The organism is Streptomyces sp. NPDC054796 (assembly GCF_053611545.1).
Genome location: NZ_JBSHAO010000052.1, coordinates 26,940 through 50,795, shown reverse-complemented (window position 1 = coordinate 50,795; position 23,856 = coordinate 26,940). Strand labels below are relative to the sequence as shown.

General features: G+C 72.8%; 25 protein-coding genes. 9 read left to right on the top strand and 16 right to left on the bottom strand.

Translation table 11 applies throughout. From position 1 onward, the window contains the following. Positions 1-29 precede the first annotated feature (29 nt). The 8 genes from ACWGJ2_RS32045 to ACWGJ2_RS32010 all read right to left on the bottom strand — a co-directional run bounded on the left by ACWGJ2_RS32045 (position 30) and on the right by ACWGJ2_RS32010 (position 5,066). The gene (locus ACWGJ2_RS32045; RefSeq protein WP_453349806.1) at positions 30-401 is read right to left on the bottom strand and encodes a hypothetical protein; all 372 of its coding nucleotides are present in this window, start codon (positions 399-401) and stop codon (positions 30-32) included. Positions 402-455: 54 nt separating this feature from the next. Continuing rightward, positions 456-1,031, bottom strand: a complete 576-nt coding sequence (locus ACWGJ2_RS32040) for a type 1 glutamine amidotransferase domain-containing protein (protein ID WP_453349805.1) — start codon at positions 1,029-1,031, stop codon at positions 456-458. 48 nt (positions 1,032-1,079) lie between these two features. Continuing rightward, complete coding sequence (locus ACWGJ2_RS32035; protein WP_453349804.1) at positions 1,080-1,403, bottom strand: plasmid stabilization protein; 324 nt, start codon at positions 1,401-1,403, stop codon at positions 1,080-1,082. Between the two features lie 180 nt (positions 1,404-1,583). Beyond that, the gene (locus ACWGJ2_RS32030) at positions 1,584-2,036 is read right to left on the bottom strand and encodes a hypothetical protein (protein WP_453349803.1); all 453 of its coding nucleotides are present in this window, start codon (positions 2,034-2,036) and stop codon (positions 1,584-1,586) included. 42 nt (positions 2,037-2,078) lie between these two features. Further along, complete coding sequence (locus ACWGJ2_RS32025) at positions 2,079-2,468, bottom strand: hypothetical protein (RefSeq protein WP_453349802.1); 390 nt, start codon at positions 2,466-2,468, stop codon at positions 2,079-2,081. Next, positions 2,465-3,088, bottom strand: coding sequence for an SAM-dependent methyltransferase (locus ACWGJ2_RS32020; RefSeq protein WP_453349801.1), 624 nt, complete (start codon positions 3,086-3,088; stop codon positions 2,465-2,467). The genes ACWGJ2_RS32025 and ACWGJ2_RS32020 overlap by 4 nt, the downstream gene beginning before the upstream one ends. Then, positions 3,085-3,930 (bottom strand): PIG-L deacetylase family protein, encoded by an 846-nt coding sequence (locus ACWGJ2_RS32015; RefSeq protein WP_453349800.1) that lies wholly within the window; start codon positions 3,928-3,930, stop codon positions 3,085-3,087. The genes ACWGJ2_RS32020 and ACWGJ2_RS32015 overlap by 4 nt, the downstream gene beginning before the upstream one ends. Continuing rightward, positions 3,927-5,066, bottom strand: coding sequence for an acyl-CoA dehydrogenase (locus tag ACWGJ2_RS32010; protein ID WP_453349799.1), 1,140 nt, complete (start codon positions 5,064-5,066; stop codon positions 3,927-3,929). Before ACWGJ2_RS32010 ends, ACWGJ2_RS32015 begins: the two co-directional genes overlap by 4 nt. A gap of 273 nt (positions 5,067-5,339) precedes the next feature. On the opposite strand from ACWGJ2_RS32010, the gene ACWGJ2_RS32005 reads away from it, so the two are divergent. After that, positions 5,340-5,735: a DUF2795 domain-containing protein gene (locus tag ACWGJ2_RS32005; RefSeq protein ID WP_453349798.1), complete on the top strand. Its 396-nt coding sequence runs from the start codon at positions 5,340-5,342 to the stop codon at positions 5,733-5,735. A gap of 73 nt (positions 5,736-5,808) precedes the next feature. Here the strand turns inward: ACWGJ2_RS32005 and ACWGJ2_RS32000 are convergent, their stop codons facing one another. The 3 genes from ACWGJ2_RS32000 to ACWGJ2_RS31990 form a co-directional block, all read right to left on the bottom strand. After that, on the bottom strand, positions 5,809-7,926 hold the full coding sequence (locus tag ACWGJ2_RS32000; RefSeq protein WP_453349797.1) for a CocE/NonD family hydrolase: 2,118 nt from the start codon (positions 7,924-7,926) through the stop codon (positions 5,809-5,811). A 66-nt stretch (positions 7,927-7,992) separates the two neighbouring features. Further along, positions 7,993-9,378 carry an ATP-grasp domain-containing protein gene (locus ACWGJ2_RS31995; RefSeq protein ID WP_453349796.1) on the bottom strand — a complete coding sequence of 462 codons (1,386 nt, stop codon included), beginning with the start codon at positions 9,376-9,378 and terminating at the stop codon, positions 7,993-7,995. 131 nt (positions 9,379-9,509) lie between these two features. Next, positions 9,510-10,505, bottom strand: coding sequence for an adenosine deaminase (locus tag ACWGJ2_RS31990; RefSeq protein WP_453349795.1), 996 nt, complete (start codon positions 10,503-10,505; stop codon positions 9,510-9,512). A 250-nt stretch (positions 10,506-10,755) separates the two neighbouring features. Here ACWGJ2_RS31990 and ACWGJ2_RS31985 point away from each other — a divergent pair, with 250 nt between their 5' ends. Next, positions 10,756-12,231, top strand: a complete 1,476-nt coding sequence (locus ACWGJ2_RS31985; protein WP_453349794.1) for a family 43 glycosylhydrolase — start codon at positions 10,756-10,758, stop codon at positions 12,229-12,231. Between the two features lie 28 nt (positions 12,232-12,259). Here ACWGJ2_RS31985 and ACWGJ2_RS31980 read toward each other — a convergent pair whose 3' ends face one another. Together ACWGJ2_RS31980 and ACWGJ2_RS31975 are read right to left on the bottom strand one after the other, a co-directional pair. Beyond that, complete coding sequence (locus tag ACWGJ2_RS31980) at positions 12,260-12,592, bottom strand: hypothetical protein (protein WP_453349793.1); 333 nt, start codon at positions 12,590-12,592, stop codon at positions 12,260-12,262. Positions 12,593-12,672: 80 nt separating this feature from the next. After that, entirely contained in the window at positions 12,673-13,506 is an 834-nt protein-coding gene (locus tag ACWGJ2_RS31975; RefSeq protein WP_453349792.1) for a helix-turn-helix transcriptional regulator, read from the bottom strand. A gap of 144 nt (positions 13,507-13,650) precedes the next feature. Here ACWGJ2_RS31975 and ACWGJ2_RS31970 point away from each other — a divergent pair, with 144 nt between their 5' ends. Both ACWGJ2_RS31970 and ACWGJ2_RS31965 read left to right on the top strand, forming a co-directional pair. Continuing rightward, positions 13,651-14,574: a hypothetical protein gene (locus ACWGJ2_RS31970; protein ID WP_453349791.1), complete on the top strand. Its 924-nt coding sequence runs from the start codon at positions 13,651-13,653 to the stop codon at positions 14,572-14,574. Positions 14,575-14,634: 60 nt separating this feature from the next. Beyond that, the gene (locus tag ACWGJ2_RS31965) at positions 14,635-15,234 is read left to right on the top strand and encodes a dihydrofolate reductase family protein (RefSeq protein WP_453349790.1); all 600 of its coding nucleotides are present in this window, start codon (positions 14,635-14,637) and stop codon (positions 15,232-15,234) included. Between the two features lie 156 nt (positions 15,235-15,390). Here the strand turns inward: ACWGJ2_RS31965 and ACWGJ2_RS31960 are convergent, their stop codons facing one another. Then, a complete protein-coding gene (locus tag ACWGJ2_RS31960; RefSeq protein WP_453349789.1) occupies positions 15,391-16,068 on the bottom strand; it encodes a TetR/AcrR family transcriptional regulator in 678 nt (225 codons plus the stop codon). Positions 16,069-16,235: 167 nt separating this feature from the next. Between ACWGJ2_RS31960 and ACWGJ2_RS31955 the strand changes: the two genes are divergently transcribed. Both ACWGJ2_RS31955 and ACWGJ2_RS31950 read left to right on the top strand, forming a co-directional pair. Beyond that, the gene (locus ACWGJ2_RS31955; protein ID WP_453349788.1) at positions 16,236-16,805 is read left to right on the top strand and encodes a TetR/AcrR family transcriptional regulator; all 570 of its coding nucleotides are present in this window, start codon (positions 16,236-16,238) and stop codon (positions 16,803-16,805) included. 153 nt (positions 16,806-16,958) lie between these two features. After that, positions 16,959-18,155 carry a GDSL-type esterase/lipase family protein gene (locus ACWGJ2_RS31950; protein WP_453349787.1) on the top strand — a complete coding sequence of 399 codons (1,197 nt, stop codon included), beginning with the start codon at positions 16,959-16,961 and terminating at the stop codon, positions 18,153-18,155. 93 nt (positions 18,156-18,248) lie between these two features. On the opposite strand, the gene ACWGJ2_RS31945 is transcribed toward ACWGJ2_RS31950, so the two are convergent. Then, positions 18,249-18,956, bottom strand: a complete 708-nt coding sequence (locus tag ACWGJ2_RS31945) for a TetR/AcrR family transcriptional regulator (RefSeq protein WP_453349813.1) — start codon at positions 18,954-18,956, stop codon at positions 18,249-18,251. Between the two features lie 178 nt (positions 18,957-19,134). Between ACWGJ2_RS31945 and ACWGJ2_RS31940 the strand changes: the two genes are divergently transcribed. Then, positions 19,135-19,899, top strand: a complete 765-nt coding sequence (locus ACWGJ2_RS31940; protein ID WP_453349786.1) for an SDR family NAD(P)-dependent oxidoreductase — start codon at positions 19,135-19,137, stop codon at positions 19,897-19,899. A gap of 42 nt (positions 19,900-19,941) precedes the next feature. On the opposite strand, the gene ACWGJ2_RS31935 is transcribed toward ACWGJ2_RS31940, so the two are convergent. Next, a complete protein-coding gene (locus ACWGJ2_RS31935) occupies positions 19,942-20,766 on the bottom strand; it encodes a siderophore-interacting protein (protein ID WP_453349785.1) in 825 nt (274 codons plus the stop codon). A 331-nt stretch (positions 20,767-21,097) separates the two neighbouring features. On the opposite strand from ACWGJ2_RS31935, the gene ACWGJ2_RS31930 reads away from it, so the two are divergent. Both ACWGJ2_RS31930 and ACWGJ2_RS31925 read left to right on the top strand, forming a co-directional pair. Then, on the top strand, positions 21,098-22,381 hold the full coding sequence (locus ACWGJ2_RS31930; RefSeq protein WP_453349784.1) for a trans-sulfuration enzyme family protein: 1,284 nt from the start codon (positions 21,098-21,100) through the stop codon (positions 22,379-22,381). A 90-nt stretch (positions 22,382-22,471) separates the two neighbouring features. Continuing rightward, on the top strand, positions 22,472-23,761 hold the full coding sequence (locus ACWGJ2_RS31925) for an OsmC family protein (RefSeq protein WP_453349783.1): 1,290 nt from the start codon (positions 22,472-22,474) through the stop codon (positions 23,759-23,761). Positions 23,762-23,856 lie beyond the last annotated feature (95 nt).

The following is a 23,856-nucleotide window of genomic DNA, read 5'->3' as shown; positions in this document are numbered from 1 at the left end:
GCTCTCACCGTTCGTTCACCGATGGCCGCTCAGCGGCTCTCCAGCCGCAGCCACCGCTGCTGCTCCTGGTCCCCGGCCGCCGAGTTCTCCTCGTGCACGGTGAAGGCGTCGGCCAGCGCCCGTTCCAGCAGGCCGACCGCCTGGGGCGCGCCTTGCAGCTCGGCCGCCACCGTGCCCTTCAGCGCGGGGCGGTCGGGGCGGCCCCCGCCGCCCGCCACGTCGAAGTCCGACAGCCATACGTCGGGCCGGGCGCCGCCCTCGGCCCGGTGCGGTCCCTCGGACTCCCGCTCGGAGGGGAACAGCGAGTGCAGCACGGTGAAGACGGCCTGCGCGTCCTGCGTGTCGCAGCCGCTGAGCTGCACCGAGACCTGTGTGGCGGAAGCGTGCGATTCGGTGACCATGTGCCTGTGTTTCTCCTTCTGGCTCGCTGGCTCGCTGGGCCTCGTCGGCATTCCTCAGCCGCGGCCGGGGGTCGCCTTGAGCGCCGCGCCGACCTCGCGGAGGTAGTCGTCGAGGTCGTGCGGGTTGCGGGAGGTGATGAGCGTCCACCCTCCGGCGTCGTCGCTGACGACCGGCTCGTCCACCCACTCACCGCCCGCGTTGCGGATGTCCGTCGCCACCGACGGGTACGAGGTGAGCCGCTTGCCCTCGACGACGGCGGCCTCGACGAGCAGCCACGGGCCGTGGCAGATGGATGCCACGGGCCGCCCGGAGGAGGTGAACGCGTGGACCATCTCGACGGCCGTGTCGTTCAGCCGCAGCGCGTCGGCGTTCAGGGTGCCGCCGGGGATGTGGAGCAGGTCGTAGCCGGACGGGTCGGCCTTGGTCAGTTCGACCGTGGGCCGGAGCGTCTCGCCCGGGTCCTTGTCGCCGACGAGGGTACGGACCGGTTCGTCGGAGACGGCCGCCACGTCGACCTCGGCGCCGCTCTCGCGCAGCCGCCGCAGCGGGACGGTCAGCTCGTCCTGCTCGACGCCGTAGTTGGCGGTGATCGCCAGGACACGGCGTCCGCTCAGCTCGTTGTGCGCCACTTCTCTTCCTCTCCTCGCCGCGTCGTGTGCCGCGTCGCGTGCACCGGGTCAGTGCCCGAGGGCCTTCTCCAGTTGCTTCTTGTTCATCTGCGAGCGGCCCTTGACACCACGCTGCTTCGCCTCGTTGTAGAGCTGGTCGCGGGTGGGGCTCGTGGGGCCCTTGTGGGAGCGCTCGCCACCGCGCTTGGGCGCCGGCTTGTCCTGGACCGAGGTCCGGCTCGCGCGCCTGGCCTCACCGGTCTGGGCCCGCTCCTTGTTCACCGTGCGGGAGGCGATCTCCTTCGCCCTGCCGGTGGAGGCGCCGCGCTTCTTGGCGCCCTCCTTGATGTGCTCGTACTGCCGCTCGCGCTTGGCGTTGGAACCCGCAGGCATCGTTCCTCCTCGTTCCTCGTTCCTCGTCCCCGGTCCTTCGTCTCTCGTTCCCCGTTCTACGGTTCTCCGCCTCCCCCGTTCATGATCTGCGCGGTGAACCGGATCGGCGACTTCAGCGGTGCGGACGGTGACGCTGTCCGTGGTGGCCCGCCACGGCACGGGTGACACGCTCGCGGCCCGTTACACATGGCGCCCGCTCCCCGCGTGGCGGCCCTCTTCGTATGCCGGTCGCCGGGGCCCTCGGCCGGGCGGCTCGCGCGACGGGAGACGCTCCAGAGGGTCCAGGGCCTCCAGGGCCTCCATGCCGAGCAGGAAGTCGCCGAAGCCCCCGGGCGCGCGGGGCACTCTGCGCGCGGAGGTCAGCACCGGGTGGGCCTCGGTGCGCCGGACGCGCCATCCCGCCGCGTCCAGGGCAGCGACCAGGGCGCGGTCCTCGCCCGTGGGCACCCGGGGGAACCCGCCGACGGCGGTGTACGCGTCGGCGCGTACCGCCAGATTCGCCCCGTGCACATGCGGGTGCACGGCTCCGGGTACGGCGGCGGCGGCGCGGTGTGCGGTGTAGTGCGCGCGGAAGCGGGCCGCCGTGGCGGGCGTGTGCGGAGACCAGTCCCCGACGGTGACGGTGCCGACCACGGCGTGGCAGCCCTCGGCCGCGCGGGCGAGCTGCGCCGCGAGTCACCGCCGGGGCACCCGGCTGTCGGCGTCGGTGTGCGCCAGCCACACCTCGTCGGCCGACAGACCCGACAGACCCGACAGACCCGTCGGATCCGACAGCGCGGACTGATCCTTTCCCGCCCCCGCCGCCGTGAGGCGGCGCAGTGCGTGCGCCGTGCCCAGCGCCCTGGCGGCCCCCGCGCTGCGCACGTCCGCCTCGACCACGTGCGTGCCGCCCGCGCGTCCCGCCCCGGCCGTGGCGTCCCGGCAGGAGTCGGCGACCACGACCGCCTCGACCCGCAGCCCTCGCAGCGCGGGGTGCAGCGCGGCACGGCGCACAGACTCCAGACAGGCGCTGAGCAGTTCCTCCTCGTCGTGGGCCGGTACGACGACGGCGACCGCGCGGATCACGTCAGCCCCTCATCAGCGGCCACCGAGAGGGCAGCGGCGTCCTGCCCGTGCGAGGCGCGGACGAACGCCTCCAGCACGAAGTCCGGCTCCTCGTGGCGGGCGATGCCGACCAGCCCCGGCGCGGCGCGCAGCACCTCGTGCGCGGCGTCGCCCGAGAGCGCGTGTTCCGGCACGGGGTGGCGCCAGTGCACCGCGAGGAGGGTGCCGCCCGCGTCCAGGGAGTCCACGGCGCGGTCCGCCAGGCGGGCGGCGTCGGCGGGCCCGAAGTAGTAGAGCATCTCGGAGAGGACCACCAGGTCGAAGCGCTCCCGTGGCCACTCCTCGGGCAGCTCGCGCCGCTCCACGCGCACGTGCGGGTGGAACGGCGCGAGCCTGCGCCTCGCGGCGGCGACGGCGCGCTCGGAGCGGTCGCAGCACAGCAGCCATGCGCAGCGCTCCGCGAGGAGCGTGCTCAGCACCCCGACGGAGCAGCCGGGCTCGAAGGCGCTGCGGTAGGCGCGGCGGGGCAGTGCGGCGACGGTGAGCGCGTACTTGCGCCGCTCGTACCAGCGCTCTGCCAGCTCCCATGGGTCGTCGGCGCGCTCGTACATGTCGGCGAAGTAGGCGGCGGGGGTGTTCACCGCAGCACCACCTCGAAGTCGCGCAGGAAGTGGGCCAGTTCCCCTGGCGGCAGGACGGGTGCGTCGGCGTGCGCGTCGCCCAGCGGCTGGAGCTGGCTGACGAAGCAGTCCAGCGCAGCGCGCTTACGGGCCCTCGCGCGGGCGTCCAGGGAGACGCGCGCCGCGCGGTCCCAGGGCACGCGGGAGTCGCCGGGGTGCGACCAGTGCCAGGTCCACACCGGGTAGTGCAGTACGGGTACGCCGTTGGCCGTGCCCGCCGCGCTCGCGGCCCGGCCCGCCGCCTCGTGGTCGGCGTGCGCGTCGCCGCTCCAGGGCGCCGCGCACACGTCGAAGCCCTCCGTCAGCTCGGCCAGCCGCGCGGTGAGCCGGGACTCGCCCTCGGCGACCCCGGTGTCGGGGAGGCCGAGGCTGATCACCTCGGTGTCGCCCGCGCCCAGTTCGGCGAGGGCGCTCAGCGTCTCGGCCCTGCGGACGCGGGCGAGTTCCCTGGCGATCGGCGCCGTACTGTCCGGGTGGGACGCCTCGCCGTCGGTGACCGCCACCAGCCGCAACCGCACGTTCGCCTCGGCGAGGCGCGCGAGGGTGCCGCCGAGCCCGAGCACCTCGTCGTCGGGATGCGCGGCGACGACCACGACGCGGCGCAGGCTGCTGAGGTCCCACTCGGGGAACCGCGCGGGACCCGGCCAGGCGGCCCACTGCTCCTCGGGCGTGCCGGGGGCCTGGATCGGATCGGCGGGCGTCGGACCGGCGGGCGTCGGGTCGGAGGGCACCGGGTCGGCGGGTATCGGGTCGGCGGAGGTCTCGGGCTGCCCGCTCCGGCCCGTGGTGCTCCGCGGCCTCACCGGGCCTCCTCGTGGGCACCGCGCGAATGGCCCGCGGCCGCGCCGGAGCCGCCCTCCGCCAGTGCGGCGCCGAGCCGGGCGAGGTCGCGCTCCGCGTGGTGCTGGCGGAGGTAGACGGTCAGGTCGGCGACGTCGCGCGCGTGCGCGGCGTCGTGGCCCAGCGGCCCGGCGCCCAGGGCGCGCCCGACGTGGCGCAGCACATCGGATGCGGTGGCCTCGACGAAGGCACGCACCCGCAGCGCTCGTCGCGCGGCGGTGTGCGCGCGGTCCTCGGGGTCCGCGTCGGTCTCGGCGGCGGCCCGCTCCAGCAGCGCGTCGGCCGCCTCCAGACCGGAGTCGACGGCGCCGAGGTGTGCCAGCGCGTGCGGCTCGGGGCCGCGCTCCCGGGCCGCGTCGAGCAGGGTGGCGGCCACCGCGCGGGCGCCGCCGTACCAGCAGGCCGCGACGCCGATGCCACCGTGGTGGAAGCCGGGGCGCTCCACGTAGGCGCCCGGCGGGCCGACGGGCACGGCGGGCGCGGACTCGAAGCGCATGTCGAGGGTGTCGCTGGCCGCCATGCCGGGCGCGGGCCAGCTGTCGGGAACGGGCGCGCTGCACGTGCCGTCCACTCTGAGCGCGAACAGCCTGCTCTCCTCCCCGTCCCTGGCCGTGACCAGCGCGTGGGTGCACACCCTGGCCCCCGAGCAGTACGGCTTGAGACCGCTCAGCAGCCAGGTCCCGCCGGGGGAGCGCTCGGCGTGCAGGCCGGGCCCCGGGGGCTCAGCGGCCCACACCGCCCAGCGCTCTCCCGGCTGCGGCTCGGGCAGCCCGGTGCGGCCCAGATGCCGCAGCTCGGCGAGGATCGCCAGCGCGTCGGTGTGGCCCTCGGCGAGCCGGGCCAGGGCGAGGTCGCGCTCGGCGAGGTCCGCGAGCGCGGCCCAGCGCCGCCGCGTGCCCCCGTCGCCGCTGCCGGGGAGGGGGAGATCGAGCGCGCCCTCGTCCACCAGGTGCGTGAAGTGCGCCGCGACGGCCTTGCGGTGCCCGTGGGGCGAAGGGCCTCGCTCGCCCGGCTCCGGCTCTGCTTCCGACCCCGGCACGGTTCCGTCGGCCGTCCGTGGTCCGGGCTTCGCCGGAAGGGTGTGCTGCTCCGTCGTCATCCTCTGCGACCTCCTGGGCTCCGCGTCCGAGCACCTCGGAGTGCCCGGGCGGGACGTGTGCAAACGGCGGTGGCCCCCTTGCCGCGTGTGCCGTCCGGCACGGCCGGTACGCGCCACGGGGCCGTGCGGTGCGTACGGCCGTGCCGGAGCGGTCATGGACAGGATGCGGCGCGCACGGCACTGCCGCAGCCTGGGGAGACGGCCCACAGCGCGGCGCGTCCCGCGTCGCGGTGCCGCAGGCCACAGGCCAGGAGCGCGAGGGAGTGCTGCGCCATGCAGGAGAACGACAAGAACGGCCCTCTTCAGGACGACGAGGCCAAGAAGCGGCTCCAAGGCGAGCTGCGCTCCAACCGGGTGGAGGAGCGGGAGCTGGAACCGTCGGGTGAGGACCAGCCCGACGTCGATCTCGACCCGCACACCGAGCACGTCGGCGGCACCCCGCCCGGCATGACACCCCGGGACGTGGCGCTGCGCGCCGAACTGGCCCGCTATCTGGGGCGGCACGTCTACCCGGCCGACCGCGCCACCGTCCTGGAAGCGCTGCGCTCCGAGCACGCCCCCGACCAGCTCGTCGGCCTGGCGTCGCGACTGCCCGAGGACGGGCGGTTCGCGAACGCGCAGGAGCTGGCCCAGGCGCTCGGCCTGGGCACCGAGACGCGCCGCACCTGACGGCCTGACGACCTGACGACGGGCCACACGCCCGCCGCCCCGTCGTCCCGTCGTCACACCTCCGGCGCACCGCTCACAGACAGTCCCGTGGCACCGTCTCGTTCCACGTGCGCGAGAAGACCCGTCGCTCGCCTTCGTAGCCGTCCAGCGTGGCGTGCACGAAGAAGTCCGTCTCGTCGGAGGAGAGCACCGTACGGGTCACCACCCGCGCCTCCCACGCCTCCCGCCGGAAGGTCATCGTCCAGGTGGACTCGCCGCTGACCGAGGTGAAGTCGTCCGCGACGGCCGCGTAGCGCTCGTAGGCCCTGCGGCCCACATCAAGAGCGATGTCCTCGAAGCGCTCCATGCCCCGGTCCTTCACGATCTCCAGCTCGGACGTGTAGCCGATCAGGTCACGCTTGACGTCCCACCGTTCCTCGGGCGGAGTCAGCGACGTGGTGGCCAGCGGGGGTGTGCCCTCGGCCTCGCCGAACGGTTCGCGGGGCAGCCCGTCGGGCGCGTCGGCCGGGCGGAAGGGCAGGGTCAGGGTGCTGGAGCGCTCGTACACGCTCAGCAGCACCGGCTTGGGCGGCGGCCACGCCAGCGGCCAGTACGAGGTGGAGAGCGACAGCCGGATGCGGTGCCCCGGCGGGAACGCCTGGGCCACGCCGTTGAGCTGGAAGCGCGCGCGGTAGCGGCGTCCGGGCTCCAGCGGTTCGGGTGCGTCGGTGCCGTTGCGGTGTGCCAGGTTCAGCACGCCGTAGGTGACACGGGTGGCGCTGCCGTCGGGCGCCACGTCCGACAGGCGCGCCGCCACCTGCGCCACGGGTTCGCTCACCGACAGGTCCAGCTCGACGCTCGGCGAGCCCAGGATCTCCACCCGCTCGTCCAGTGGCTCGGTGTCGAAGACGAGGGAGCCGCCGTCCTCCTCGCGCTGGTCGTAGGGGAGGTCGGGCGGCGCGTTGTAGGAGGCCCACTTGCCCGCGAACTGGCCGACGGAGAGCGGCGACTGCACCGTCAGTGCCTCGCCCGGGGTGTGCGCCGACGCGCAGTCGTCCCCGTCCATGTCCCCGTCCTTGTCTCCGTCCATGTCCCCGTCCACGTGTGTCCCGTCGGTGTGCGACGTGTCCACATGTGCCGGGTCCGCGATGCGGTGCCGCAGCAGGGGGTGTGCCACCTGCTCGATGCCGGGGGAGGGCCACTCCCGCTCGCCGACCCAGCGGCCTGGCCGCTCCTCGTAGGAGGTGGAGGGCGGCACACTGTCCTGCATCCAGGCGCTCAGCACCGGGCCCTCCATGACGCCGTTGTCGACGCCCTTCAGCCAGTGGTCCCACCAGCGGACGACCTCCTGGAGGTAGCCGATCGCGGGACCCGGCTCGCCCAGGTGCGGGAACTTGTGGGACCACGGCCCTATCAGGCCCTTGCGCGGCACGTTCAGATGGGCCAGGAGCCGGGTCACGGCGTTGGAGTAGCCGTCGGCCCAGCCGCTGGAGGCGAGGACGGGGCAGCGCACCGCGCTGTAGTCCTCGCAGACGGAGGCGTGCCGCCAGTAGTCGTCGCGACGCTGGTGGCGCAGCCACTCCAGGACCCACGGCTCGGTGTTCTCCAGCCGCTCCCGCCACATCTCCCGCCACCGCTCACCGGCCACGGCCGGGTCGGGCGGGCAGGTGGCGTAGGCGAACATGGTGCCCGCCTCGGCCAGGTTGTCGGACAGCAGCGCACCGCCCATGTAGTGCATGTCGTCGGCGTAGCGGTCGTCGGTGAAGGAGGCGATGACCACCGCGCGCAGGCTCTCCGGCTGCCGTGCCGCTACCTGGAGCGCGGCGAAGGCACCCCAGGAGATGCCCATCATGCCGGTGTTGCCGTCGCACCAGGGCTGGTCGGCCAGCCAGGCGAGGATGTCCTCGGCGTCGCGCTGCTCCTGTTCCAGGTACTCGTCCTCCAGCACACCCTCGGAGTCACCCGTGCCGCGCAGGTCCACGCGCACGCACGCGTAGCCGTGTCCGGCGATGTAGGGGTGGTGGATCGAGTCGCGCACGGAGGTGAGGTCGCGCTGGCGGTACGGGACGTACTCCAGCACCGCGGGCACGGGTTCCTGGTCGGAGGAGGTGGGGCGCCAGACGCGGGCCGACAGCAGGGTGCCGTCGGACATGGGCACGCTGACGTGCGGGTCTTCCTTCGTGGCGTAGGGCAGATTGTTCACCACACGCATACGGAGGCATCGCTCCTTTCCTCAGGACGCACCACGCCGGGGCGGGGTGCGGTCAGCCGGACGGGCTCACTCCTGCCCCTGCTTCTCGGGCTGCCGTCCGGTGGTCTCTCCTCGCGGGCCGGGTACGGTGCTGGTGCCGGGTTCGGACCCGGACCCGGACTCGGGCGCGGACCCGGGCTCGTCGCCGAACCCGAGACGCAGCGCCGCGATGGCACGGTCGTACTTCTCCCGCATGTCGTCGTCGTCCTCGCCCCCGGTGAAGACGTGGGCGATCTCGTAGCTGTAACTGTCCTGCTGGCCGAGGTCCGCCAGCCGCTGGCCCTTATCAGGAACCACCTCGACCACCACACCGGGTATGTCCCGCTCCACCCGTGCGATCTCCTCGGCGGTCGGCACCTCGCGGGCCACACCGTCGGTGAACCAGCGGTGGTACCACTTGGCGGCCGTGCGGTAGGGGCCCTGGCGGTAGGGGAGGGCGGGGTCCTCGCCGAGGGCGAGGCTCAGCATGCAGTGGTGGTTGGGCACACCGTCGACGTACTCGAACAGCTCGGCGTGCGACTGCGAGTGCCGGGGGTTGATCTCCAGCAGGTTGATCTCGTCGGTGCCCGGATCGTAGAAGAACTCGATGCTGAAGGTGGCCGAGTCCATCCCGATCTGCTCGATCACCCGCGTCGAGACGTCGCTCAGCCTGTGCTGCACCGGCTCGGGCAGGGAGCTGGGGTACTGGTGGCGCAGGAACGAGGAGGAGTCGGGATAGTTGATGGAATCCAGCACGCCGTACACCGTCACCTCGCCCTGGTGCACATATCCCTCGACGGCCACCTGAATACCCGTCAGAGACTCCTCGGCGAGGCACACCACGCCGCCGACACCGGCCATCTCCGGCGGCAGCTCCAGTTGGCCGAGGATGTACTCGAAGGGCCTGCCGACCCGCGTGATCCCCTGCCGGATCTCCGCGACGGCCTCCCGGAACTCGGCCATGTCCTTGACGCCGAAGGCGAGTTCGGAGGAGTAGGACAACGCGGGCTTGAGCCACATCGGGAAGCGCACACCCTCGGGCGGCCGCGGGTCCTCCGCGTCCAGGTCGACGCGGCCGAAGCGCGGATGCTCGTCGACGACCTTGCGCTGCTCCAGCCTGCTCCAGTACTTGTGCTCGCACTTGACCACGGAGTCGAGGCTGGTGCTACGGGTTCCGTAGCGCTCGGCGAGCATCGGCACCATCGTGCTCACGGGGAAGTCCCAGTAGCCGACGATCGCGTCGACGCTGCCGTCGAAGGAGTCCAGGACTCCGCGGGCGTGTTCCAGCAGCTCGGGGACGGACACCTCCGAGCCCTGGAGCTCCTCCGGGGTCAGCAGACCGTGGAAACGGTAGGCGTCGGCGTTCGGTACGTTTTGCAGCGTGGCGAGGTTGGCCTCGTCCAGGCCGAGCACGAAGATGTTCTTCTTGGTCACGGAGCCTCTTCCGGTCGGTCGATCGGACCGGCTGAGTACCCTCCGCACCCCCACCCATGCCTCGGCCACGTGCCCGTGCGACCGCCCACCCCCGGCCCGCCCCTCGCCCGCGCTGCGCCCGTGCCCCGCCGCTACCCGGCGAAGTCGTAGGCGTCCACCTCGGCCAGGTAACGGCTGCGCCGCTCCTCGTCGTGCTCCAGGAAGGACGCCAGGAACGAGTTGCGCGCCAGCAGCCGCAACTGCTCGTCCTCCAGGCCCAGGGCCTCGCGCACCGCGAGGAAGTTGTCGTCCGCGTAGCCGCCGAAGTAGGCGGGGTCGTCCGAGTTCACCGTCGCCATCAGCCCGGCCTCCAGCATGCGCGGGAGCGGGTGGTTCTTGAGGACGTCGATGGTGCGCAGCCGTACGTTCGACAGCGGGCACAGCGTGAGCGGCATCCGCTCCCGCACCAGGCGGGCCACCAGCGAGGGATCCTCCATGGCGCGGAGACCGTGGTCGATCCGCTCCACGCCCAGCACGTCCAGGGCCGAGCGGATGTACTCCGGCGGCCCCTCCTCGCCCGCGTGCGCCACCTTGCGCAGACCGAGCCTGCCCGCCGCCTCGTAGACCTCGCGGAACTTCTCCGGCGGGTGCCCCACCTCGGCGGAGTCCAGGCCGACGCCCGCGATGTGGGCCAGGTGCGGCTTCGCGGCCTCCAGGGTGGCCATGGCCGACTCGGCCGACTCGTCCCGCAGGAAGCACATGATGAGCTGGGTGGACACCCCGTGCCGCTCCTCGGAGTGCTCCAGCGCCCGGACCAGCCCCGCGACGACCGTGTCCAGCTCCACCCCGCGCGAGGTGTGCGCCTGCGGGTCGAAGAAGATCTCCGCGTGCCGCACGCCCTGCGCCGCGGCGCGCGCGAGATAGGCGTCGGTCAGCTCGGCGAAGTCGTCCTCGGTACGCAGGACGGTCATGAGCGCGTAGTAGAGGTCGAGGAACGACTGGAGGTCGCTGAAGCGGTAGGCGGCGCGCAGCTCCTCGGTGTCCGCGTACGGCAGCTCGACGCCGTTACGGGTCGCCAGTTCGAAGGCCAGCTCGGGCTCCAGGGTGCCTTCGATGTGGAGGTGCAGTTCGGCCTTGGGCAGCGGCATGGGGGGTTTTCCTCGCAGATGACAGAAGTGATGCGAGGTACCAGGGTATATTTGCCCGTTTTCGTTGTGCGCCGTGGGCCCCGCGGGTCCCGTTGACGGCGGAGTGCGGAGCCGTTACATCGTTGTAAGACCGTTTCGCCGCCGTCCGCCCTGATCTTCCCGCTCGCCCCGCCCGTCCCGCTCGTACTGATCTTCCCGCTCGTCCCATCCGCCCCGCCCGCCGGGGCGCACCGCCGAAGGGAACGACGTCGTGCTCCGAAGACCCCTCCGTACCGTGCTCGCCACCGTGGCGGCCCTGCTCGCGCTGTTCGCCGCGCCCCTCCCCGCGTCCTCGGCGGCCTCGGCCCCCTCCGCGCCCTCCGCGTCTTCGGGCGCCCCGTCCGCCTCGGCCGCCGCCACCGGCACCTTCCGCAACCCCCTCAACACAGGCCCCGACCCCTTCGTCACCCACTGGCAGGGCGCCTACTACCTGACCAGCACCCAGGGCGACAGCATCAGAATGTGGCGCTCCACCTCGCTGGGCACCCTGCTCACCGCCGACCCGGTCACCGTCTGGACCGACACCGACCCCTCGCGGAACCAGCACATCTGGGCCCCGGAGTTCTACCGCTTCGGCGACCGCTGGTACCTCTACTACACCGCCGACGACGGCACCGACGAGCACCACCGCCTCTACGTGCTGGAGTCGGAGCGCGACGACCCGAGGGGTCCGTACCACTTCAAGGCGAAGCTCGCCCCGCCCAACCACGCGAACGACTTCGCCATCGACGCGGGCGTGCTCCAGCACAACGGCAAGCTCTACCTCGCCTACAGCGGCATCAACCAGTACCAGCACAACGGCCTCAACATCGCGCCCATGTCCAACCCGTACACCGTCTCCGGCAACGCCGTGGCGATCAACGCGGCCGGGGGCTGCCCCGAGGTGCGGGAGGGCCCCGAGTTCCTCTACCGCAACGGGCGCACATGGATGACGTACTCGGCCTGCGACACCGGAAAGCCCGACTACCAGGTCTGGATGATGTCGCTGCCGCAGACCGCCGACCCGCTGGTCACGGGGAACTGGACCCAGCACCCGGGGCCCGTCTTCTCGCGCGCCGACGAACGCGGCGTCTTCGGGCCCGGACACCACGCCTTCTTCCGGTCGCCCGACGGCACCGAGGACTGGATCGTCTACCACGCGAAGACCACGTCGGCCAACACCTACAGCGACCGCACCACCCGGGCCCAGAAGTTCACGTGGAAGAGCGACGGCAGCCCCGACTTCGGCCGTCCCCAGGCGATCGGGGCCACCCAGAACCTGCCCTCGGGCGACCCCGGCACCGGCAACTACTGGATCAACGACGACGGCCGCTCCAGCGGCCCGGGAACGGTGACCTACGGCGGCACCTGGAACTCCGGCACCGGCTGCGCGGCCCAGTGCTTCTGGGGCGACGACCACTGGAGCGACCGTGCGGGCGCCACGGCCACCTTTACCTTCACCGGCAGCCGCATCGCCCTGCTGTCCGTCCGCGACACCGGCAACGGCTACGCGGCGCTCAGCATCGACGGCGGCCCCGAGACGCGGCTCGACTTCTACGGCGACCCGCGCAGGGGCGAGGCGCTCCAGTACCTGAGCCCCAAGCTCCCGCCGGGGAACCACACGCTCCGGGTGCGGGTGACCGGGGAGCGCTCGCCGCAGTCCGGGGCCGCCTTCGTCAGCGTCGACCGCGCGGAGGTGTATCCGTAGGGGTGTTGTTCGGGGAGGTTGGTGACGCCTACGCGCCGCCCTCGTCCGCCGCCGCTTCCTCGTCGCCGCTCGCGTCCGGGCCCGGGTCCAGGCTCGCTTTCGCGGCGTCCTTCAGCGACTGCACCGGCGTGTAGTTCCCGTGCTCCTTTGTGAGGCCCGAGTCGCGCAGCGCCGCGTCCTTGGCCTCGACGGCCTGCCGCACGGCCTCGCGCAGGGCCTGGATGTGGGCGCGCTGCTCGTCGGTGAGATCGATGCCGGACACGTCGGCCGCGTACGAGTCCAGCTCGGCGAATCGTTCGTGCACGGTCCGCTGTAGAGCGATGAGGTCTGCGTGAGTGGTGGGATCGATGATGTCGGCCATGCGGTGAGTTTACTGCCGTGTCCGACGTTTCCCCTGCGCACAGCGTTACGGCGCGGCTACGGGAGCGATTGCCGGAGCGATTACGGGAGTGGTGGACGCCCCTCCTTCGCGAGGACGGCCAGCGCCGCGGCCTCCGGGGTGCCGGGGGCCGCGGTGTAGACGAGCAGCGCCAGCTCGGGATCCTGGGGGAAGTGGGTCAGCTCGTAGAAGAGGGTGAGCGGACCGAGCGACGGGTGCTCGATCCGCTTGGTGCCGTGCGACTTCGTGCGGACGGTGTGCCGGGCCCAGTGATGGCGGAACTCGGCGCAGTGCGCGTTCAGTTCGTCCACCAGGCGCCACAGCTCGCGGTCGTCGGGATGGCTCCCCGTGGCGACGCGGAGGTGGCCCACCACCTCTTGCGCGATGACGTCACGGTCGGGGTAGCGGGCGCCGATCCCGGGGTCGAGGAGATGGAGACGGCACATGTTGCGGGCGCGTGGCGGCAGCCGCCCGAAGTCCGTGATCAGGCCGCACACCGGCCCGTTCCACGCCAGCACGTCCAGGCGGTGCCCCACGACGAGCGCCGGCGCGCTGATCCAGTCCAGCAACTGCCACATCCCGGCCCGCGCCGTGGCGCCGTGTGCGGGGCGCGCCTTGTGCGGGCGGGCGAGCCGGTAGAGGTGCGCGTGCTCGTCGTCGTCCAGCCGCAGTGCCGCGGCGACGGCGTCGAGCACGGCGTCCGAGACGCTGTGACTGCGGCCCTGCTCCAGCCGTACGTAGTAGTCGACGCTCACACCCGCCAGGTGCGCCAGCTCCTCGCGCCGCAGCCCTGGCACGCGCCGCCGCCCGGAGCCGGAGGCGTACCCCGCCTCCTCCGGTCTGACGCGGGCCCGTCGCGCCCGCAGGAACGCGCCCAACTCCCCTTTTCCGCCCATGCGTTGAAGTTTTGCGCAAGGGGCGGGGGTGCGCCGAGGGGTAGGTACGGCAGACCCACGGTACGGCAGGGCCGACGGTCCCGGGACGCCTGGCGGCGAGCATGAGAGCCGGGTCGTGCGAGGACGCGGAGAAGGGACGGGGCCATGGCAGGCAAGGTGCGGGGTGCGCGGGGGCGGCGCATACGGGGATGGGCGGGAGTGCTGGCCGCCGTGGCGCTGGCCACTGCGGTGGTACCGGGCGCGGTGGCGGCGACGGGCGGCGGTCCGCCCGACCCGGCGCCGGGCGGACCGCAGCGCCCGTACGAGCCGGACGTGCCGGGACCGCGCAACGTCGACGGACTGGCGGTGGAGGTGACCCCGGACGGCGGCACCCCGAAGGGCGTACGGGCGGCCTTCGACCGCACCAGCCGCGCCGAGCCCGCCGGACCGCCGGCGGCGGCGCGCCGGTTCGTCTTCCTCTTCGACGCGTCGCTGGACGTCCACCCCGAGGACTTCCCCGTCTGCGGGCGCGCGGTCGTCGAGCGCGAGGGGACCGGGGGCTGCCCCGAAGGCTCCGTGGTGGGGCGCGGGGCCTCGCACCTCTACCCCGAGGGGACGGCGGAGGTGGTCGCCGTGAACACCCGGTACGCGGACGGGACACGCGGCGCGCTCGTCGTCATCCCGGCCTCCGGCGCCATCCTGGAGCTGACCTGGGAGCGCGTCACCCGCCCGTACCGCGAGCGGGGCTACCACTGGGCGCTGGACGAGATCGTCCCGCCGGACGGCAGGCCGCCGCAGGAGCGGGTGGGGACGCGCCGCTTCCAGCTGGAGTGGGGCGCGAGCCGGGTCGCGGACGGCGACGGGGACGGGAACGGAGGCGGGGACGGGGGCGAGCGGGCCAGCTTCCTCACGCGCCGGGGCCCAGAGGGCGAGCGGCTGCGGTTCGGGCTGTGGAGCCTCTTCGTGACCGGGCAGATCGCGCTGCCGGAGGCCAGGGCGACGTGGACGGAGCCGGAGAACGGGGCGATGTCAGTGGGCGGTGCGACGATGTGGTCCAGGTCACCGTCGGAGGCCGGACGGGTGCGATGAATCGGCTGCGGCACGCCGGTCTCCACCGCCGTACCGCAAACGGAGCAGAGAGCAGGACACATGCGCATCGTGATCACCGAGTTCATGAGCCTGGACGGCGTCGTGCAGGCGCCGGGCGGCCCCGAGGAGGACACGGACGGCGGGTTCGCGCACGGTGGCTGGTCGCACCCCTTCTTCGACCCGGAGGTGATGGGCGGCGCCTTCGACGACGCGCTGAGCGGAGCGGAGGCGCTGCTGTTCGGGCGCCGCACGTGGACGTCGATGGCCGCGGCGTGGCCGGAGAGGGCCGGTGACCCGTTCGCGGACAGGATGAACGCCATCCCGAAGTACGTCGTGTCGCGGACTTTGGGTGACGACGAGCTGACGTGGCACAACACCACCCGCATACCGGGCGAGGAGGCCGTCGCCCGCGTGCGGGAGCTGCGCGCGGCCGAGGGCGGCGATCTGCTCGTCATGGGAAGCCCCACGCTCGCGCGCACGCTCCTGAGCGAGGATCTGGCCGACGAGCTGCGGCTCATGATCGAGCCGGTCCTCCTCGGCGGCGGCAAGAGGCTCTTCCCTGACGACGGCGGGCTGCGCACGCTCACGCTCGTCTCGACGGCCGTCAGCGCCACGGGCGTGCACGTGTGCACGTACCGCCCGGTGGCCGGGAGCCGGTAGCGCCGCGTCCGGTGTGCGGCCGGCGAGGGCGGTGTGTGGCCCTGGTGCTGTGACGGGGTTGTCTGTGACGGCCTTCGGAACCGGGTGCGGCGCGCTCGTGGGGCGGCGTTGGCGGCGAGCCCCGGCGGGTGACGGGCCGTCACGCGCGTCCGAAGGTCACCCCTGACCGGCGGGGCCGGGGGAGACCGGGAGGTGGTAGAGGCCGAGCGGGGCCGGGGGCGGGAGAGGGGGCGCGGCAGTGGCGGCGTCGGCCCGGAAGGACTGGAGCAGCAGGGCGGCGAGCCGACGGGAGGCCGCCAGCGCGGCTTCGTTCGACGTGGCGTGGATGCCGCTGTTCGCCATGAGGACGAGCGTGAGATCCGTCCGGTCGAAGTCCTTCCGCAACTGACCGGCGTCCTTGGCGCGTTGGGCCAGCGCGGCGAACCCCCGCTCGGCGCGGACGCGTTCCCTCTCGAAGTCCACCGCGCCGGGGAAGCCCGTCAGAAAGGCGGTGGCGAATCCGCGGTCGACGACGTTCGTCGCGCACAGCCTCTCGATGACCGCGCAGAAGCTCTGCCACGGGTCGGGCGCGGCCTGCGCCTCGTCGATGGTCGCCACGCACGTCGCGAGCTGGTCGGCGAACACCGTGGTCATGAGCGCGTCCCGGGTGGGGAAGCGGCGGTAGAGCGTGGCCACGCCGACGCCCGCGTGGCGGGCGACGGTGGCCATGGGCACGTCGAGACCGCGGGCGGCGAACAGGGCGCGGGCCGCTTCGAGGATGCGCTCGCGGTTGTGGAGCGCGTCCGCGCGCAGCTCCGCCGAAGCGGACGTCATCCGAGCGGGATCGGCAGCCATGCCTCTCACATTAAGCCATGTGGACTGCCCCCTCCGTTTATCCGGCCCACGCCGCATCCCGTTTACGCCCAGTAGGGGATCCCTTAACCACTAATGGCGCTTGCCTAAATCGATTAGGTAAGCGCATAATCGGCTCTGCCGAAGGAGAGAGCGAAGAAGGAGACGTCATGGTGCGTGCGGGGCTGACCGCGGAACGCCTGGCCAGGGCGGGCGCCGAGCTGGCCGACGAGGTCGGCTTCGAGCAGGTGACCGTCACGGCGCTCGCCCGCCGCTTCGACGTCAAGGTCGCGAGCCTGTACTCGCATCTGAAGAGTTCCCAGGACCTCAAGACCAGGATCGCCCTGCTGGCCCTGGAGGAACTGGCCGACCGGGCCGCCGTCGCCCTGGCCGGGCGTGCGGGCAAGGACGCGCTGGTCGCCTTCGCGGGCGCCTACCGCGACTACGCCAGGGAGCACCCCGGCCGCTGGGCGGCGGCCCAACTGCGGCTCGACCCCGAGACGGCGGCGGCCAGCGCCGGTGGCAGGCACGCGCAGATGACGCGGGCGATCCTGCGCGGCTACGACCTGACGGAGCCGGACCAGACGCACGCGGTCCGGCTGCTGGGCAGCGTCTTCCACGGCTACGTCAGCCTGGAGATGGCGGGAGGCTTCAGCCACAGCGCGCCCGACTCGCAGGAGTCCTGGTCGCGGGCGCTCGACGCGCTCGACGCCCTGCTCAGGAACTGGCCCGCGCCATGACGGCGGCCTCCTGACCCGGTGACCCCGTGGCCCGGTGGCCCGGTGGCCGTGCTCCCGACACAGCACCCACCGGCACCGGCACCTGCGGACGCCTCCACGTCCGCATCCCCCCACGCACCCCGTACCGACCCACCCATCCGACTGGCGGAGACCATGCACAGCGAGCACGACTGGATCACCACCCCCATCACCGCGGACCTCCTCCGCGGCGCCATCGAACTGGAGCGCACCGAGCGCGGTGTGCAGCCGCACCGGCTGCCCGCGTGGGCCCGTGCGCAGTGCGCCGACGGGCAGCTGGCCATGGTGGAGACCCAACCCTCCGGCGTACGGCTGGTGCTCCGCACCCGGGCCACCGCCGTCGAACTGGAGACGATCCCCACCAAGCGGTCCTACGTGGGCGCGCCGCCCCGCCCCGACGGGGTGTACGACCTGCTCGTCGACGGCCGCCTTTCCGGTCAGGGCAGTGTCTCCGGCGGCAACACGCTCACCATCGACATGACCAAGGGCTCCGCCGAGGTCCGCCCGGGCCCGTCGGGCACGGTCCGGTTCGCGGATCTGCCCGAGCGCGAGAAGGACGTCGAGATCTGGCTGCCGCACAACGAGGCCACCGAGCTGGTCGCGCTGCGCACCGACGCGCCCGTGGGGCCTGTGCCCGACTCCGGCCGCAAGGTGTGGCTGCACCACGGCAGTTCGATCAGCCACGGCTCCGACGCGGCCAGCCCCACCACCACGTGGCCCGCGCTCGCCGCCTCGCTCGGCGGCGTGGAGCTGATCAACCTGGGCCTGGGCGGGAGCGCCCTGCTCGACCCGTTCACGGCCCGTACGCTGCGGGACACCCCCGCTGATCTGATCAGCGTCAAGATCGGCATCAATGTGGTGAACGCCGACCTGATGCGGCTGCGCGCGTTCGGCCCCGCGGTGCACGGCTTCCTCGACACCATCCGCGAGGGGCACCCCACCACCCCGCTGCTGGTCGTCTCGGCCATCCTCTGCCCGATACACGAGGACACCCCCGGCCCCGCCGCTCCGGACTTCAGCGGTCTCAGCGAGGGACGGTTGGGCTTCCGGGCCACGGGCGACCCCGCGGAGCGGGCGGCGGGGAAGCTGACGCTCAACGTCATCCGCGAGGAGCTGGCCCGTATCACCGCGGAGCGGTCGGCCGACGACCCCCATCTGCACTACCTCGACGGCCGCGAACTCTACGGTGAGGCGGACGCCGCCGAGCTGCCGCTGCCCGACCAGCTCCACCCGGACGCCGCGACGCACCGTCGCATGGGCGAGCGCTTCGCCAAGCTGGCCTTCGCCGCCAACGGCGTCTTCGCGGACGCGGGCGCCGACGCCGACGCCTGAAACCGGTCCCGTTGCCCGGCCCGGTCCCCTTGCCGGGCAACGGGACGGGACCGTCGGCCCCGCCTTCCTGGAGCCCTCAGCCCAGGTCCGGGGTCACAGGCCCAGGCTCTCGGTGGCGTGGAGCAGCGCACGCCGGAACGCCTCGGCACCGGCCTCCCCGCCCGCACCCGCCCCCGCCCCCGCGTCAGGCCCGCTCGTCCCGCCTGCCTTACCCGTCCCGTCCGCCTCGGCCGACCGCTGGGCCCACTCCTCGGCGGCCACGCGCAGAGCGCCGTTGAGCATCACCGCCTTGACCCTTGGCAGCAGGTCGGCCGGATCGGCTCCGGTGCGGGCGGCGATGATGTCCGTGAAGACGGGCTCGGCGTCGTGGTGTACCCGTAGCCAGACGGCGCGCAGCCCCGGCTCCCCGGGCAGCAGGCGGATCAGCCGCAGCAGCGCGGCGGCGTTCTCCTGCCCGCCCGGCGCCGAGGCGGCGTCGGTCTGGATCGCCTCGCTCAGCGGGCGGTCGGCGGGCCAGTCGCGCAGGCGCTGCGCCGTGGCCTCCAGCCCCGCGGACAGCAGCGGGCGCACACACTCCTCCTTGGACGGGAAGTAGCGCCACAGGGTGCGGGGCGAGATGCCCGCCGCGCGGGCGATCTCCTCACCCGGCGTCGCCGCCACACCGCGCTCGCCGAACAGCCGTACCGCCTCATGGGCGATCTCCAGCCGGGTGGCCCTCTTGCGGCGCTCCGTCAGGGGAGGCCGCCCGGCCTTCCGGGGCCGGCCGGTCCGCGCGGCCTCACGTTCTCCCGCCTGCTCCACGGTGGTCCCCGTTCCGCTGCCCAAGGGTCGTTCCCGGTCGGCCCCACCCTAATTCGGTCCCTGGTGAGGGGGCTCTCTGCCTGGGGGAGGGCGTCCGCCCGGCGAGTCATGTCATCATGGCAGTGAGTGCCAAAAACTTATGGGTGAGGCAGCGGCATACGGAGGAAGGGAGTACCGCGTGAGCAGCACCGGCCTTGAGGGGCGCAGTGTCGTCGTCACCGGAGCGGGATCGGGGATCGGCCGGGCCGCCGCACTGGGGTTCGCCCGCGAGGGCGCGAAGGTGGTGGTCGCCGATCTGCGCCGGGACGGCGCAGAAGAGACCGTCAAGGCCATCGAGGCCGACGGGGGCGCAGCGCGCGCGGTCGTCGGCGATCTGAGCGACCAGGGAGTGGTGGACGAGGTCGTCGGCACCGCCCTGGAGACCTTCGGCGGCCTGGACGTCCTGGTCAACAACGCCGGGATAATGGATCGCCTCTCGGCCGTCGGGGACACCGACGACGCCGAGTGGGAGCGGGTCGTACGTGTCAATCTGACGGCGCCCTTCCTGCTGACGCGCGCCGCGCTGCCGCACATGCTCGAAGCGGGCGGCGGCGCGATCGTCTTCACCGCCTCCGAGGCGTCCCTGCGCGGCAGCGCGGCGGGCGCCGCCTACACCGCCTCCAAACACGGTGTGGTGGGTCTGGTGAAGTCCCTCGCTGTGATGTACCGCGACAAGGGGATCCGCGCCAACGCCATCGCCCCCGGCGGCACCGCGACCGCCATCCAGGTGGAGGCGGAGCCGGGGGCCCACGGCCCCGGTGTCGTCGGTGCCTACGCCGGGAACATCGGCCGGATCTCCACGGCGGAGGAGCAGGCCGCGGGAATCCTCTTCCTCGCCTCGGACGCCGCCAGCAACATCAATGGCGTCGTCCTCCCCGTCGACAACGGCTGGGCTGCGGTCTGACGCCCGGGGCCCTGGGCCGGGGCCGGAGCGGGCGGTGCGGGCTCAGCCGGGGCTGGAGCGACCGTGGCGCCAGTAGCCGATGAACGTGATGTCCGACTTGGGGACGCCGCGGTCGTTCACCAGATGGCGCCGCAGGCCGGTCGGGAGCCCGGCCTCTCCCGCCGCCCAGGTGTAGAAGGGGCCCGGCGGCAGATTCGCGTTCTTGACCGCGTCGAGGACGAGCGCCCCGGGCACCGCCCCGTCACCGATACTGTCACCGTCGCTGTCGCGTGCCAGCCAGTGGATCCGTACGCCCTCCGGGCAGTTGACGTCCTCGCGGATGTCCGCGGACTCCGGAACTTCCAGGAAGACCTCGGCGACGAGGGACGCGGGGGCCTGGTCCAGGATCGAGAGGATGGCGGGGACGGCGCTCTCCTCTCCGGCCAGCAACTGCCAGGAGGCGTGCGGCGGAGGCAGATAGGCGGTGCCGAGGTCGTAGATTCCGGCTGGTTCACCGGGCCGCACGCGCGACGCCCACGCCGAGGCGGGACCGTGCTCGCCGTGGAGCGCGAACTCGATGTCGATCTCGTGCTGTCCGGGCCTGAACCGGCGGACGGTGTAATTGCGCACCCACGGCCGCCGCGATTTCGGCATCAGCAGCAGCTCCGCCATCCACGCGTTCCCCGAGCGGCTCGGCATGCGCAATTCCGTTTGTCCCGCCCGGGGGAAGAACAGGCGCACACCCTGGTCGTTTCCCATGTTCTCCAGGTGCTCCAGCTCCGGGCCGCCCAGCGTGACGCACGTGAAATGGGGGCTTGTACGCACGTTGCCGAGAACTTCCAGCGTGATCATCCGCCGTGAATCCGGCAGCCGCACTTTAGGCAGCATGGCACTCCTCCATGGTCCGGCTCCGGCGCTTTCTGCCGAGGTCACAGCTCAATTATGAGCAATTGCTCGCCCCATTCGGTACTCGCTTTTCCCCCGCCGCGACGGGAGCCCTCCACGCCTCCGCCGAACGGTGACCCCGGCTGCGTGAACAGCGCGGACGGCCCCGTGCGGCGCTGCCGCGCCGACCCGTCGCCGGTGACCCCTGCTCACATTTGCCGCCGAGGGGCCGCGGCGCCCGGCGCCCGTCGCCCCTTCCGGAGTGGGGCGTTTCGGTCGCGCCGGGCCAGGCGCCGTGGCTACATTGCCCCTGACGCCGGGGGAGAGGAACCGCATGGCCAAGTCGGAGGGGAGCGCCCCCGATCCGGGCGCTGACAGGCCGTGGACCGACAGCCTCGCCAGGGGCAGGGTCCCGGGGCCGAGGCTGGAGCAGCAGCGCGTGGTCGACGGCACCGGCGCCGGAACCCGCAGCGTGCACGCGGGGACGTACGAGGACCCCGCCACCGGAGCGGTGGGCACACCGGTCTTCCAGACCACCACCTTCGCCTTCACCGACGACAGCTACGCCGCGTTCGACCAGGGCCACATCCGCGACGTGCCCATCTACGGCCGCTACGGCAGCCCCAACCAGTGGGCGGTGCAGGAGAAGATCGCCTCGCTGGAGAACGCCGAGAGCGCGCTGATGTTCTCCTCGGGCATGGCGGCCATCACCACCACCCTGCTGGCGCTCACCAACCACGGCGGGCACATCATCAGCTCCCGCGACGTCTACGGCGGCACCTTCAACCTGCTGCGCGAGGACATGCACCAGCTCGGCCGCTCGGTCACCTTCACCGAACCCACCGACATCGACGCCATCCGCGCCGCGGTGCGCGACGAGACGCAGGTCCTCTTCTTCGAGTCGCTGACCAACCCCCTGCTCAAGGCGGTCCCGCTGACGGAGCTGGGTGAACTGGCCCGCGAGCGGCGGCTGTTGCTCGTCGTGGACAACACCTTCCTCACACCCGTCCATCTGCGCCCGCTGGAGCACGGCGCCCATGTCGTCATCCACAGCGCCACCAAGTACCTGAACGGGCACAGCGATGTGACGGCGGGTGTGGCCAGCGGGCCGCGCAAGTACGTGGACCGCATCTGGTCGCAGATGCTGAAGTTCGGGGGGTCGCTGGACGCGGGGATGTGCTTCCTGCTCGAACGCGGCCTGAAAACCCTGGCTTTGCGGATGCGTCAGCACAGCGGGAACGCCACGGCCGTCGCCGGAGCCCTCGCGGCCCACCCGGCGGTGCGCCGCGTCCACCACCCGTCGCGCCCGGACTACCCGTACCCGTGGCTCCGCGACATCTGCCCGGACGAGTGGGGCGGCATGGTGTCCTTCGAGCTGCACGGCGGCGACGAGACGGCGCTGAAGCTGCTGGAGCGGCTGCGGCTGCCCCTGGTGGCGACGAGCCTCGGGGGAGTCGAATCCCTGGTGAGCCTGCCGTTCAACACCTCGCACAGCTTCCTGACGGAACGTCAGCGCAGGGAGGTCGGCATCGAGCCGGGGCTGGTGCGCTTCTCCGTCGGCGTCGAGGACCCCGAGGACCTCCTCGCCGACCTCGACCAGGCCCTTTCCGGCCTCTGAGGCCGAGGCACGGGGCGCGGGAGGTCGGGAGGTATCGAGGCACCGAGGCGGCCCGGCACCCAGACGCCGAGAGACCGAGAGGACGTCACCATGCGCAACGGCCTGAACATCACCGGGGTCTCCGAAAGCGTCCACGAGTACCGGGACCACCCCGAGGAAGCGATCGCCGACTTCGCCGTGAGCACACCCCTCACGACGGCGACGGCCGACGGCGGACTCGTGGAGAGCCGCACGCTCGCCCTGCGCGACGGCACCTACCGCATCGCCCGCGACTTCACCCTCCGCCACCGCTGCTTCCCCTCGTCCGCCGAGGGGGCGCCGACACCGTACGAGTCGGCGCTCGCCGCCGTCGCCGCCTGCGTGCTGACCACCAAGGTCAACGGCTACACCTCCCGTGGCGTGAGCCTCGGCTCGCTCCGGGTGACCGCCCGCGCGCTGCTGCCCCTCGCGGCCGACGGCTCGGGCGGCCCGGCCCTCGGCACGCCCCTGCGCGAGCTGAGCTGGACGTGCGACGTGGACTGCGACGCGCCCGGCGAACTGGTGCGCTCCGTCAACGAGTTGGTGACCGCCTTCAGTCCCAACCACCAGGTGGCGGTGGCCGCCGTGCCGATCGAGGCGAGCGTGACCGTGCGCGGCCCCGACGGGAACACGGACACGCACCCGGTGACGTGGACACCCGCACCCCCGCCCACACCCGAACCCGCAGCCGAACCCGGCCCCGCGCCGCAGGGCGGGGCCGGCGTCTGCGTGCTGGAGGCCGATGTCGTGTGGGAGTACGGCTCGGAGTCGGCGTACACCACCACCCTCACCCGCGACGGCGAACTCCGGGCCGCGGGCCCGCTGACCGTCGACCAGGCCAAGCAGATGCTCGGCATCGACAAGGGCCCCAACTCCCAGGAGATCCTGCTCGCGGCGCTCTGCGCCGAGCTGTCCGGGCCGCTCCGCGAGGAGGCCGCCGCGCGCGGCATCCCGCTCGACGGTGCCAGGCTCACCGCGTCGGGACGACTCGACACCCGGGGCATGCTCAACGTGGTGCGCGAGGTGCCCAGCGGCTTCCACGACCTGCGCCTCGGCCTCCACGCCGAGCGCGCCGACGGCACCGGCTGCACCGGCGGCACCGAGGGGGAGCGGTCGGGCCCGGACCTCGCCGCACTGCTCGCCACGGCGCTCTCCCGTGCGGTGCTCCCCGCGACCCTGCTGGCCCCGCTCACGGTGACCGTCGGCCTGCGCCGGGCCACCGTGGAGGAGACCTCGTTCGTCAGCACCCTGGAGAAGACCGAGGCGATCCGCGACGAGGTGACCCGCCGCCAGCAGCTCGACGCCGGGACGACCGGGACGACCGGGACGGACGAGGCGGACGCGGCGGCCGGGGCGGTCTGAACCCACGCCGACGACTCCCGCCTCGGAATTCTCCGGAAAACCGTGCCCCGACGATCTGCGCCGCCACTCGCGGAGAAGAATTCGTTATCGATGAC